The 13240-nt window shown below is 63.3% G+C and carries 9 protein-coding genes; 2 read left to right on the top strand and 7 right to left on the bottom strand.

What is annotated here, in order from left to right:
- The first annotated feature begins 44 nt into the window (after positions 1–44).
- The gene (locus AB1N67_RS09920) at positions 45–1802 is read left to right on the top strand and encodes an FAD-binding protein (RefSeq protein WP_367863764.1); all 1758 of its coding nucleotides are present in this window, start codon (positions 45–47) and stop codon (positions 1800–1802) included.
- A gap of 75 nt (positions 1803–1877) precedes the next feature.
- Here AB1N67_RS09920 and AB1N67_RS09925 read toward each other — a convergent pair whose 3' ends face one another.
- From AB1N67_RS09925 to AB1N67_RS09935, 3 genes are all read right to left on the bottom strand, one after another.
- A complete protein-coding gene (locus AB1N67_RS09925) occupies positions 1878–6731 on the bottom strand; it encodes an inverse autotransporter beta domain-containing protein (RefSeq protein ID WP_367863765.1) in 4854 nt (1617 codons plus the stop codon).
- A 534-nt stretch (positions 6732–7265) separates the two neighbouring features.
- Positions 7266–8021 (bottom strand): glucose 1-dehydrogenase, encoded by a 756-nt coding sequence (locus AB1N67_RS09930; protein ID WP_043215421.1) that lies wholly within the window; start codon positions 8019–8021, stop codon positions 7266–7268.
- A 61-nt stretch (positions 8022–8082) separates the two neighbouring features.
- Entirely contained in the window at positions 8083–8586 is a 504-nt protein-coding gene (locus AB1N67_RS09935) for a VOC family protein (RefSeq protein ID WP_090345743.1), read from the bottom strand.
- Between the two features lie 311 nt (positions 8587–8897).
- On the opposite strand from AB1N67_RS09935, the gene AB1N67_RS09940 reads away from it, so the two are divergent.
- Positions 8898–9641 carry a hypothetical protein gene (locus AB1N67_RS09940; protein ID WP_043215418.1) on the top strand — a complete coding sequence of 248 codons (744 nt, stop codon included), beginning with the start codon at positions 8898–8900 and terminating at the stop codon, positions 9639–9641.
- A 143-nt stretch (positions 9642–9784) separates the two neighbouring features.
- Here the strand turns inward: AB1N67_RS09940 and AB1N67_RS09945 are convergent, their stop codons facing one another.
- The 4 genes from AB1N67_RS09945 to AB1N67_RS09960 form a co-directional block, all read right to left on the bottom strand.
- A complete protein-coding gene (locus AB1N67_RS09945; protein WP_043215415.1) occupies positions 9785–9937 on the bottom strand; it encodes a DUF3309 family protein in 153 nt (50 codons plus the stop codon).
- 109 nt (positions 9938–10046) lie between these two features.
- Complete coding sequence (locus AB1N67_RS09950; RefSeq protein WP_043215413.1) at positions 10047–10589, bottom strand: WYL domain-containing protein; 543 nt, start codon at positions 10587–10589, stop codon at positions 10047–10049.
- 208 nt (positions 10590–10797) lie between these two features.
- Positions 10798–11706 (bottom strand): LysR family transcriptional regulator, encoded by a 909-nt coding sequence (locus tag AB1N67_RS09955; protein ID WP_367863766.1) that lies wholly within the window; start codon positions 11704–11706, stop codon positions 10798–10800.
- Between the two features lie 61 nt (positions 11707–11767).
- Complete coding sequence (locus tag AB1N67_RS09960; RefSeq protein WP_043215409.1) at positions 11768–13192, bottom strand: PLP-dependent aminotransferase family protein; 1425 nt, start codon at positions 13190–13192, stop codon at positions 11768–11770.
- Between the last annotated feature and the right edge of the window lie 48 nt (positions 13193–13240).

Consider the following 13240-nt stretch of genomic DNA (forward strand, 5'->3'; position numbering starts at 1 on the left):
TCCATGGAATCGCGGCCAGCGGCCGCCAGCGGGGAGGTGCATCGATGAACAATGACAATCAGCAGGCTGTGCACTGGGACGCCGTCTACGACGTGGTCGTGGTCGGTTCAGGCGCTGGGGCCATGACTGCGGCGCTACGGGCCCACGACCAGGGGCTGTCGGTATTGATGGTTGAGAAGGCCGCCGAGTACGGCGGCACCACCGCCATCTCCGGGGGCGGGATCTGGATCCCCTGTAACGACCAGATCGAAGGGCTCGGTGGCAATGATTCGCGCGAAGAGGCCCGGGCCTACCTGCGTGCCACGGTCGGCGAGGACTACGATCCAGCGCGCATCGAGGCTTATCTGGAGCATGGCCCGCGCATGGTCGGCTACCTGGCCGCCCAGGCGCAGACGTACTTTCGCGCCGTGAAGCGCTACCCGGACTACTACCCCGAACGCGAGGGCGGCAAGCCCGGCTACCGCACCATGGAGCCGGCGAGCTTCGATGCGGCGCGCCTGGGGGATGAATTCCAGCGTCTGCGCGCGCCGTCGCCTGGGACCTTGATCGCCGGGCGCATCGCCATGACTCAGGTCGAGGCCCACACCATTCTGGCCAAGGAGCCCGGCTGGCTGTGGCTCACCGCGCGCCTGGGCCTCAAATACATGGCCGACTTTGCCTGGCGCCGGCGCACGCGGCGTGATCGGCGCTTGACCCTGGGCAACGCCCTGGTCGCCAGCCTGCGCGTGGCGATGCAGGCGCGGCAGATCGAGTTGTGGCTGCAAGCACCGATGCGCAGGCTGTTGAGCCACGGGGGCAAGGTGACGGGGTTGGTGGTCGAGCGTCAGGGCCAGCCGTTGAACGTGCGCGCGGCGTTTGGAGTGATCCTCGGGTGCGGCGGCTTCGAAGCCGACCAACCAATGCGCGAGCAGTACCTGCCCAGCCCGACCCGCGCCGAATGGACAGCCGCGCCGCCGATCAACACGGGCGACGGCATCCGCGCAGGCCTCGCGCAGGGGGCGGACGTGGCGCTGATGGACCACGTGTGGGGCGCACCCACCGTGCGGGTGCCGGGCGAGGAGAAGCAGCGGGCGCTGTTCGTCGAGCGGGCGTTTCCGCGGTGCATCTTGGTCAATGGCCGGGGCGAGCGCTTCGTCAACGAGGCCGCGCCGTACCCGGACATCATCTACGCCATGTACGCCGACCAGGCGCGCACCGGCGCCAACGTGCCGGCCTGGCTGATTTTCGATGCCGAATACCGCAAGCGCTACCCCTGTGGCGTGTTGCTGCCTGGCTCGGTGCAGCCGGACAGCAAGATCCCCGAGGGCTGGCTGGACAACGTCATCTACCGCGCCGACAGCCTGGCGGCGTTGGCGGGCAAGATCGGCGTGAGCGCGGCGGGGCTGGAGCAGAGCGTGCAGCGTTTCAACCAGATGGCGGCCCAGGGCGTGGACACCCAGTTCGGCAAGGGCGACAGCCTGTTCGACCGCTATTACGGCGACAGCAACTGCCGGCCCAACCCGTGCCTGGGACCGGTGGAACGGGGGCCGTTCTATGCCCTGCGCATCGATGCCGGCGAGCTGGGCACCAAAGGCGGCCTGCGCACCGACGCCGACGCCCGCGTGTTGCGCGCGGACGGGGCGGTGATCGAAGGGTTATATGCCATCGGCAATACCAGCGCGGCGTTGATGGGCAAGACCTACCCAGGGCCAGGGTCGACCATCGGGCCGGCGATGACGTTTGGTTTCATCGCGGCCGATCATCTGGCTCGGCGGGTGCCGATTGAGCAGGGGAGAGGGGTAGAAAGATCGTGCGTTAAATAGCGGGGATACTCCTGGTCTTTTGCTGATCAAATAAAAAGCCCCGGTAAAAACCGGGGCTTGTTCTATAGGATCAATTTAGTAAACACAAAGGAGGCGGCTCGGTTTGGTCAGATCTTTGGGATCGTCAGGCGAGGCGTTGTATTTTGTTCCTGGTACACGGCTCCAGGTATCATATAGGGGGTCCTTTAATATGAAGTAATCATCGGGTCGCACTTCATCCCATTCTGGGAGCAAGCCGTTTTGCCTTGACAGGGCACTATCACCTATTGCATACAACAGTATTGGTACGTATATCATTCCTTTCGCGGCGCACTGAGACTGAACCTCGTCAGGTGTAATTGGTACATTGTTTTCGCCTATATAGAACCAATATTTCTTGTCGAAGGTATATGTTGGCTCGAAGTTGCTGCCCTTTCGCTTGGCCTTGAGTGTCACACTCGTCCTACCTTTGGGCGCTTCGGAAATGAACTTGAAGCGGCCTGCTCCTTGAGGGGCCAGCCAATCCACACTAGATGTCCATTCGTAGTCATTAGGGTCGACATTCTCCGAGAGCGTCAAAGTGAATTCTGCGTTTAAGAAAGATGAGCTTGGGAAGCCGATGTTTTTCGGGAACGGAAGAATCGTGCCATTGGCATTGGTCGCGCTGGCAAACTCGATACCGAGCAATTCGAACGGCGCAGCTATACGCCACTGTTTACCCTCGATACGTGGAACGACCCTGTATTGCCCCTTGAATTTGCCAGCCACATCACCCGACACCCAAGAGGTATAGACACCTGAAGTTCCTTCTTCAGTAATGTCACCGAATTGGATATTGGTTTCTGGGGTGCCGCCGTTATCTACTGCCACAAGGGTGATTTTATCCGCAATACCACTGACAGGGCGGTCGGCATCGTCCGCCACGGTGAAGGTGATCTTGCTCTGATCGACACCATCCGAAAGGATTTTGTCCTTGCTTACCTTGATATCAGAGTGAGCCTCTGCTGGCGGTGCAGCCGAGTACAATTCGACAGGCTGCGCCAGAGCAGTCAGGTCCACCGAATCAGCCTGTGGCGTCACGGTAAAGGTGTCTACCAGCGTGCCACCCAACGATGCCTCGTACACACCGGTGGTGCCGATTTCCGTGATCGCGCTGACATCGACATCTCCTGGCGCTGGTGTGCCGGCAGTGCCTTCGACAATGAACTTCAGCTTGCTCGCGAGGCCGGTGACCGGGTTGTTGTGCGCGTCCTGGGCAGTGAACGTCAGTTTGCTGGTGTTTCCGCTGCCAGCGAGGACGCGGGGTGGATTGGCGGTGAAGCTCGACGTACCCGGTGCGACCGGGCCGGCTATCAGAGTCACGGTTTCGCTCAGGCTGCCGACAGCGGCACCCTCGAACACTGGCCTTACGGTCCAGGTATCGACCTTGGTCCCGCTCAGCTTCGCTTCGTACACGCCCGGTGAGGTTTCTTTCACCTCGGTGACAGTGATATCAGAGCCAGCATCGCCGCCGCTGCTGTCCTTCACGCTGAAGGTCACTTTGTCGGCACTCTTGGTGACCGGGTTGTCCTTGGCGTCCATGGCGGTGAATGTCAGAACCGAGTAAGCGCTGCCGCTGGCTTCGATGGGGGTCGGTGCGGCGGCAAAGCTCGACCGGCTGGCGTCCGGTGCATCGGGCGTCAGGGTCACCTTGGCTGCGAGGCTACCGATGGCGCTGCCCTTGAGCTGTGGGGTGACGGTCCAGACATCGGCCTTGCTCCCTTTGAGCGTCGCGGTGTACGTACCCGGGGTGGTTTCCTTGAGGGGTTCCACGGTCACGTCGCTACCCGCCGCACCGCCAGCGCTGTCAGTTACGTTGAAGGCAAGGTCGCCAACGATACCGGTGACCGGGTTGCCTTTGGCGTCCTTGGCAGTGAAGGTCAGTTCGGACGGGGTGGAACCATTCGCTGTGATGGTGTCCGGGGCGGCGGCGATCGTCGAGGTGCCTGCGTCCACCACGCCAGCGATCAGCATCACTTTCTCGCTCATGCCGGTGGCGGCGCCGTCGAGGATGAGCGCCACGGTCCAAGTGTCGGCCTTGCTGCCTTTGAGGGTCGCGGTATAGGTGCCTGGCGCGGACTCGCTCAGGTTCTCGATGGTGACGGCTGTGCCGGCCTCCTGGCCATGGTCGTTCTTCACGGTGAAGGTGAGCTTGGTTGCCAGGCCAGAGATCGGGTTGTTCTTGGCGTCCTTGGCGCTGAGAGTGAGCTGCGAGCTGTCGCCGCCGTTGGCAACGATAGGGTTTGGTGCGGCGGTGAATTTGGACAGGGAAGTGTCCAAGGTACCGGCAACCAAGGTCACGTCGGTGGCCAAGCCGCTCAAGGCGCTGCCTTCGAGCTGTGGGGTCACGGTCCAGACTTCGGCCTTGGTGCCGCTGAGCTTGGCGGTGTAAATGCCTGGGGTGGTTTCCTGCAGACGGGTGATGGTCACTTCGGAACCCGCCGGTGTGCCGAAGCTGTCGCGCACATCGAAGCTCAGGTTTGCCGCGATGCCGGAAACAGGATTGCCCTGGGCATCTTTGGCCTCCAGTTTAAGGTCGGATTCGCCAGTCCCTACCACGACGGAGAGTGGGTTGGCAGTGAAAACCGATTTGCCGACGTCCACTGCGCCCGGCTCCACGATTACCTTCTCTTCGAGGTCCAGGGCGGCACTTTCAAAGAGCGGCGTTACTGTCCAGGTGTCGGCTTTGGTCCCGCTCAGGTTCGCCTGGTAGACGCCTGGCGCGGATTCGGTCAAGGCGGTGACGGTGACGTCGGAGCCTGCATCCGCGCCGCTGTCGTTCTTCACGCTGAAAGACAGTTTGCTGGCGATGTCGGAGATCGGGTTGTCTTCGGCGTCCTTGGCGGTCAGCGTCAGGACCGAGATGGCGCCGCCGCCGGCGATGATTTTGTTTGGCGCGGCGGTGAGGGTCGAGCGTGCTGCCGCGATGGGGCCGGCAGTCAGCGTCACGGTGCCTTTGAGGGTACCGAGGGCGTTGCCTTTGAACTGCGGGGTGACGGTCCACACACCGGCCTTGGTGCCGGAGAGGCGTGCGCTATAGCTGCCAGCGGTGGTTTCGGTGACTTGACCGAGGGTGATGCCGGTGCCTGGCGAGGTGCCTGCGGCATCCTTGATGGCGAAAGTCAGTTGATCGGCGATGTCCGGGACCGGATTGCCGTCGGCATCGTTGGCCGTCAGGGTGAGGGTGGCCACGGTGGTGCCGCTGGTGTCGATCTCGTCGGGAGCGATCTTGAAAGTGGAGGTGCCGGCGTCGGGTACCCGGTCCATGATCGCGATGTTGGCTTGAGCCAAGGCGGTGTTCTGGACCGACGGCGTGAGGGTCAGGGCCTCCGGCAGGGTGCCGGCGGTGACGGTCACTTCGTACACCCCGACCGATTTACGGCTGAAGTCCGAGACCTTGGCGCCGGTGCTCGCGGTGCCACGGGTCACGGCCAGGCTCAGGTCGCTCAGCGGCACGTCGATCAGGCCGTCCTGGGCGTCGCGCACGGTCAAGGTCACCACCTGGACGCCACCTTTGGTCGGCACGACGCTGTCGGTGGGCAGGAAGGTGCTGCGCGCGGCATCGAACACCGGCGCGTTGACCGTGACTTGTGTTTCGCTGCGGTTGGAGCGGTTGCCTTGTTTGTCCACGGCCACGCCATGCAGGGTGTAGGTGTTCACGGCCTGGGCACCGGTGCGGTATTGGGGCAGGGTCAGTTGATAGTCGCTGCCGCCCAGATGCTCGATCTTGCCACCGGCCTGCAGCAAGGTGGCGGCGCTCCAGTCGATGCGCTCCAGGCCGTACTTGCTCTGCACCGTCACTTGCAAGGACTTGCGTTCGCCACTGGCCCCGGCCAGCTGGCGGGCAACGTTCAGACGAATGACTTCTTTCTTGCGGTATTCGAGCACGATGTTGTTGTTGCGCTCGACCAGGTCGTAGCGGCTGCCGGCCAGGGTGCGCATGGCGGCGACTTTGCTTGGGTCGGTCTGCTTGCTCCAGCTCTGGCCCAGGCTCCAGTTGAACTGCATGCCGAACTGGGTATCGCTGGCACCGGCGTTGCCCCGACGTTGCTCGGCGCTGAAGGTGAGCAGGGGGATCGGGGTGTAGGTGACGCCGGTGGTGATGGCGTGCGGGTTTTTCTTGCGGTTGTCCTTGCCGAACAGGCCGACTTCGCTGCCGTAGTATTTCTCATAGGTCAGCTTGCCGCCCAACTGCGGCATGGAGGGCAGCCAGCCTTCGGCGCGCACGTCCCAGCCGTTGGCTGGACGCTCTTGGTAGTCGTCCAGGTCCGGCGAGGTGCGCCAGCTGCTCAGGCGGTGGTAGCCGTTGGCGCTGAGCTTGAGGTAGTCGCGCCAGTACTCAACGCCCACGCCCAGGCGCGAGTGGCTGCGCGAGAGGTCGTGATCGAAGAAGGTGTTGGCGCCGAGCATGTAGCCATCGTTGAAACGACGCACGCCCACACCCAGGTTGGCCTGGTTGCGGTCGTCGGTGCGATGGATGCTGCCTTGGGTGAAGAGCAGGTGTTTATCTTCGTCCCGGACCGGCAGCAGCAAGTCGAGGGAGGAGCTGGCCAGGGAGAGCTTGTCGTCGACGTCGATCTGCACGCGGGCGGTGCCGAAGCGGCTCAGCCATTCCTGGGTCTGGGTGCTGACTTCGCTGGCCGCCATGCCACGGGCCATGGACGCGGCTGCGTCACCCTTGTTGACGTCCGAGGTGAGGAAGTTGGCGGTGCCGCTGGCCAGGCTGGCGGCCTTGCGGGCCTGTTCTTCGTCCTGGTTGTCCAGCGTCTCGCGGGTCACGCCGTTGGAATTGAGCTCCGGCAAGGGCATGCGCTGTGTGCTGAGTGCTTCCAGACGGTCACTGTCGGCACCGGCGTGGGTGGAGGTAAGAGCAACGGTCAACGGCAAGGTGGCCTGGATGGCGATGTTCATCCAGGTCAATGTTCGAGTGGTAGATGACAGTTGCGAGGGGACACGTTTAATCATTAGAGGTTCCGAAAGTTCTCCAAACGCCGAGTACAGGCGAACGCCTGCATCACCCGCCGTGAATTACAAACGGCAAGGAAAGTTGCAGGGGAAACTTCGCCCCTGACTTTCTATCGGGTTGATGAGCCAGCGTTGTTATTCGCCATGGCGATGCAGGCAAATATCTGGAACCCACAAAAAACAAGCTATCCAGCGATGCGGCGTCGAACTTGAAGTGTCTTGTGAGTTACAGGTCTGTTAGTCGAAAGACCGCAGACACGTTAGGCGTTGGAGTATTCGAAGAGTACGGGACGAACCGGCTGGAACTGTGGGAATGATCCACTTTTGTTGAATTTGATAACTTTTGGAAGTGGAGGTGTAGGGCAACGCTATAGGTGGCGGTGAAGGGGCTGAAATAGGCGGGTGAAGTTGCCTTACTCAGCATAGGGCGGGGTAACTGTAAGTGCCTGGGCGCGCAGCGCGCACCCAGGGGTTGGACTCTCAGCCAAAGGAAGTACCAGCGAGCATCCCGCCGTCGATGATGAACTCGGAGCCGGTGCAATAGCTGGACTCGTCACTGGCCAGGAACAGCACCAGGTTGGCCACTTCCTCGGGCTGGCCGATACGCGGAATCGGCAGGCCTTTGTAGACCTGCGCCGGGTCGAAATCGGCCATTTCCGGTGGACGTGACATGACTGTGTCGATGCCGCCCGGGTGCACCGAGTTGACCCGGATCCCCGAGGCGCCCAGCTCCAGGGCGGCTGCCTTGGTCATGCCGCGCACGGCGAACTTGCTCGAGGAGTAGGCCGTGCCATAGGCCACGCCTTCCATGCCGGCGGTGGAGGACACGTTGACGATCGAGCCGCCGCCGGCCTGGCGCATGGCTGCCAGCACCGATTTCATGCCTAGCCAGCAGCCAACCTGGTTGACCTCGATCACCCGCCGGTAGTCCTCCAGCGAGCAGTGCTCCAGCGGCGCCATGCGCAGGATGGCGGCGTTGTTGACCAGCACATCGAGTTTGCCGAACTGCGCCTGGGTCACCTCGACCGCCGCCTGCCACTGCTCGGGCTGGGTGACGTCCAGCGGTTGGAAGCGCACGGCATCACCCAATTCGGCGGCCAAGGCCCGGCCTTCGGCTTCCAGTACATCGGCGATCACAACTTTCGCGCCCTCGGCGACGAAACGCCGAGCTTCTGCTGCGCCCTGGCCGCGTGCGGCACCGGTGATCAGGGCGACTTTGCCTGCCAATCGACTCATCGTGTAGCTCCTTTTGTTGTTATCAAAGGGCCCCGGTGCTCGCACCGGAGCAGGGGAATGCTCAGCCGGCGAACACCCGCACTGGCTGCTCGCCATTCCACTCGCGGGCTTGAGCGATGCCGTGGTCGATCATCTGGCGCAGGCCTGCGCCTTCGATGACTTCGAACAGCACGCCTGGCTCATTGGGGTTTTGCAGGTAGCAGACGCGGGTGGTGGCGTTGCCGGCTTCGAATACCGGTTGCAGCCCACGCTCGCGCAGGTTGGCGACGGCGCTGTCCAGCTCGTCCACCAGCCAGGCCATGTGGTGCAGGCCCCGGGCGTCGCGGTAAGGGGAGGGGCCGTCGCTGGTGGTGTGGATCAGCTCGATCTGCAGGCCGCCCTGATAGGCCAGGCCCACGTTCATGCGAACCTCCACGGCCTGGCCTTGATAGCTGCCCTCAAGCTGGACATCGCGAAACACCGTCCAAGGTCCGACGCCCAGTTGCAGCCAATGGTCGATGCTCTGGTCCAGGTCCTGGACCACGAATCCGAGCTGATCGAAGGCTTGCGGAGCAGGGTGGTGCATGGCGTGCGTCCTCTCTATGTCACGTATTTATTATTTTGTGTCGGAATAATGGCACAAAATAATAAATGTGTGTCATTTAGGCAACGAACTTCGTCGCCTCGCGACATGATCCGGCTGGGGGCCGCGCTGCAGCCCATCGCAGGCCTCCCCAGCTCCTACAAAATGCGACTTAGGCCGCAGTGGGATTAGGCGAAGCCAGCGATGGGACACCCGCAGCCCCACGTTTCTCGCCCTTGCCCCCGTCCCCGAACCTTGGCACCCTTTGCCGGCCATTGCGTATCGCCAATACAGCAACAAAAGGAACCGCCAAGGTGAGCTGGGAAAAAGTCGGGAAAGCCCTCGTGGGCGTGCTGGTCGTCGCGACCTCGGTTGCTGCGCTGTCTGTGGCGCTCAAGGACGACAGCGGTCTTGAGGCGCGTCTGACCTACGCCTACCTGACCTATCCGAGCCAATTCAGCGAACGCATCAGCACCACCAACGATCTGCTCAAGTACGAGCGCCTGCACGCCCAGGTGAGCGCCATCGGCAAAGGCGCGTTGAACCATCAGCAGGTCGACAAGCTGGTCGACCTGGCCCAGGCGCCTTACCTGCAACTGTTCGCCAAACCCTTCGAGGCGGGGTTGGTGGACCATCGCACCGGCCTGCTCATCGAGCTGCGCAACAAGGGCCAGACGCCGCTCAAGAACGTGCACATCCGTCTGCCAGCCAAGGGGCTGGTACAGATTCGCGACGACGCCGGCAACGACAACATCCTCCAGGCGCCGACCAGCACGATCGATATCGACGCGATCGGGCGGGAAGGGGCGTGCAAGGTGTGGGTGTACTTCGACTCCGACTACTCACTGATTCGCCAGGGCGGGATCAGCATTCGCCATGCCGGCGGGGCGGCGGATGTGCAGGTGTACCGGGAACTGGTGGGGTTCCCGGCCTGGGTCGGGCGCTATAGCCGCGAGGTCAGTGTGCTGGTGGCGGGGCTGGCGGTGGCTGTGCTGGGGTTGTGTGCTGTGTGCCTGAGGCAGCGGCGCAAGCTGGCGCGTCTTCGCAAGGCTGTCTGATTCGCGGCGCCTGCTTCGCGGGTAAACCCGCTTCCACAAGGGCTGTTCCGAGCCCGCTTCTTGGGTGAGCCCACTCCCACTGGCACCAGCGCAAGCCGTGTGGGAGCGGGGTTACCCGCGAATCGGCCGCTACCGGCACACACTCATATGTAGCCGATCAACAACAACACCAACAGCACGACCAGCACCACGCCGATGATGCCGGAAGGGCCGTAGCCCCAGGCGCGAGAGTGGGGGAACACAGGCAAACCACCAATCAACAGCAGGATCAGGATGATGATGAGGATCGTGACCATGGTTGAATCCTTGCGTCAGTGGATGGGAAGGGGCCCGGCAATGTTGGCCTCTTGTTAAGTCCGACTGTTGCGTGAACGCAAAGATTCCATCGAATCCCGGATCTTCGCTTCAGGTGTTTTCCTCGTGCAGGTCCAGGCTCTGGCGCAGCAGCTCGAGCATGGCACTGCGCAGCGCCTCGGGCGCCTGAACGCGGATCGCGCCAGCCTGGGACAGCAGCCAGCCCATCAGCGTGGCGTTGTCCTGCACTGTGGCGGTGAGTTGGGCGCCGCCATCGGGCAGCGCGTTCAGGCGCATGTCCGCGGCCAAAGGCTGTCGTTGCAGGCGCAGGGCCAGGGCATCGTCGACCCAGGCCTGCAATTGCACCGATGGTGCGCTGGCCAGCTCGTTCGGTTGCAGAGGGCGAACCTCGCCCAGGGTCAGGCCCGGCTTCCAGTGCCAGCCATAGGGCATGCCTTTGGCATTGCATTGCAATGGGAACAGGGTCGCCAGTTCGTTGAGGTCGCGTTCGACCGTGCGCTTGGTGGTCTTGTGGCCGATCCTGGCCAGTGCCGCTTGTAATTGGGTGGCGCTCATGCCGGGGTGACGATGGGGCAGCAGGTTGAGCAGCTGCCATTGGCGAGCGACGGTGTGGCGGGTGGTATGGCTGGGCAACGCGGCATCCTTGTCGGGCAGTAGGCTGATCGCTCAGGTAGTGGCGATTGGCTATGCCGGGAAGCATACACAAGCTGGCAGATCGGATCCAACTTGTGGCGATGGCGGCGGGGGCGACGGGGGCGATATGGGCTGAGGGTTTGGGGCCGTTGTGCGGCCCATCGAAGGCGTCCGCCAATTTCTAGGGGAGGCTACGCCGTCCTTGTGCTTACGCCAGGCTTTCGCACAGCCCCTCGATGAAGGCTTGCTCGGCCCTGCTCATGCGCTGGTCGCGGTTCCATAGCAGGTGCACATCCACGTCGGCGATGCCGTCGAGCGGCGGCAGTTTCCACAGCAGTCCGGCGGCCACGTCCTCCTGCACACCATGTTCGGGCAGGCAGCCGATGCCGAACCCGGCGATCACCAACCGGCGCACTTCCTCGAAGCTGGGCGAGGAGGCGACGATGCGGCCGATGAAGCCTTGCTGGTCACGGAAGATCGTCAACGGCGAGAGCATGCCGCCGATCTGGTCGCTGCTGAAACTGACGAAATTCTCCTGCTTGAGGTTGCCCTCCAACTGCCCGAACAAGCGATGGTGCTTGCCGCAGAAAAATGCATAGCGCTGGCGCTGGAGCAGACGCTGCTCGAGGCGGGCATGGCGGTGACGGCTCAGGCTCAGGCCGGCGGTGGCGGTCTTTTCCTGCAGCGCGGCGACGATGTCGGTGCTGCGCATCACCTCGATCTCCATCTCCACCCGCGGGTACTGCTGGTGAAAGCGCGCCAGGAAGTCATCGAAGCGCTGACAGCACAAGCGGCTGATCATCAGCAGGCGTACCTTGCCGACCACCTCCGCGCTCGGCTGCTCCAGCAGCCCGCTGATCTGCGCGACCTGCCCATACACTTCGCCCGACAGCTCGAACAAGCGCTCGCCCACCTCGGTGAGCACGAAGCGTGGTCCGCGGCGGGCGATCAGCGGGCGACCGAGCTGCTCTTCCAGGCGCTTGAGCGCCTGGCTCACCGCCGGTTGGGTCAGGTGCAGGCGCGCTGCGGCGCGGCTGATGGAGAGCTCCTGGCCGATCACCCGGAAGGTGCGCAGCAGGTTCCAGTCGAGGCGGTCGTTGAAGGGGCGGTTGGGCATGGTGGGGTTCGATGATCAACGGGGGAGACTTGAGTTTAGCGGCGCGTGGCAGGGCCGGGGGCTACAGCCCGCCCCGGCGCACATGCTTGACCAGCACCTTCTCCAGCAATTCCCACATGGCCGGCTCGGTGCTGAAGGCCACGTTGAAGCGCATCCAGCCGGTGGCCTTGGCGTCGACCATGAACAACTGGCCGGGCCCGAGCATGATGCCTTGCTCCAAGGCATCGTCCAGCAGCGCGGCGCTGTCCGGGATGGCGGGATGGCGGGTCCAGATGTACATGCCTTCGTCGGACTCGGTGAACAGCTCGAAGCCCAGCCGATGCAGGTGCCGGCCAACTTCCTGGTGGGCTTCGGCCAGGCGTTGGCGCAGGCGCTTGAGGTGCTTGCGCCAGCGGCCGTCGATGATGGCTGCATACACCACGCGCTCCATCACCTGGGAGGTAGTGAGCCCAGAGCGCATCTTCAGGTGCAGCAGCTGTTGCATGAGTTCAGGGTTGGCCAGCAGGTAGCCGACCCGCACATTAGGCGAGATGCTCTTGGAGTAGCTGCCCACGTACACCACCTGTTGCAGGTGATCGAGGCTGGCAAGGCAAGGTTGCGGCTCGGCGATCATGTCGGCGTACAGGTTGTTCTCCACCAGACGCAAGCCATGGCGGGTGGCCAGTTGCAGCAGGCGATGCAACTGGGGCAGAGGTGTACGCGAACAGGTGGGGCTGTGCAGGTGCGGCTGGGTGAAGAACGCCGTGGGTCGGTGATGGGCGAGCAGGCGCTCCAGGTGGTCCAGGTCGTAGCCGGCCGGGGTGCGCGGCACGCCCAGCAGGGTTGCGCCCTGGGTGCGCAGGATACTCATCAGGTTGGGGTAGCCGGGGTCGTCCACCAGCACCACATCGCCTGGACGTACCAGGGTGCGCACGGCCAGGTCCAAGGCTTGGCTGGCGCCGTGGGTGAGCATCAACTGTGCAGGATTGGCGACGATCGACAGCTCTTGTTGCAGGTTCTGCGCGGTCAGCACACGCAGCTCGGGCAGGCCCATGGGGTCGCCATAGCCGGACAGTTCCAGGGGGCTGCCGGCCACCTGGCGCAGGCCACGACGCAGGCCGTCTTCGTACATCCAGTCGTTGGGTAGCCAGCCGCAGCCGGGTTTGTAAGGCAACTGGCGGGTTTCGAAGATCTGTTGCAGATACCACTCGGAGTTGAACGTCGGCCGGGTGGTGTCGGCCTCCTGATGCTGGGTGTCGAGCAACTCGCTCGCTGCACGGTTGACGAAGAACCCCGCGTTGCCGCGACTGACCAGCAGGCCTTGGGCCACCAAGCGGTCATAGGCTTCGACCACGGTGAACGTGCTCACCGAGTAGGTGGCGGCGAAGGCGCGGATCGACGGCACCTTGGCGCCAGGCTTGAGGGTCTGCTTGTCGATCAGCTCGCGCAATCCATCGATGATCTGGTTGACCAGCGGCGTGGAAGAGTCGGGGTGTAGTTGCAGCATTCGGGTGCCTTCAGGGGTGCGTATCGCCAAGCGCCTGCAGGGTGTTGC

The organism is Pseudomonas guariconensis (assembly GCF_040822035.1).
Classification (GTDB): Bacteria; Pseudomonadota; Gammaproteobacteria; order Pseudomonadales; family Pseudomonadaceae; genus Aquipseudomonas; species Aquipseudomonas guariconensis.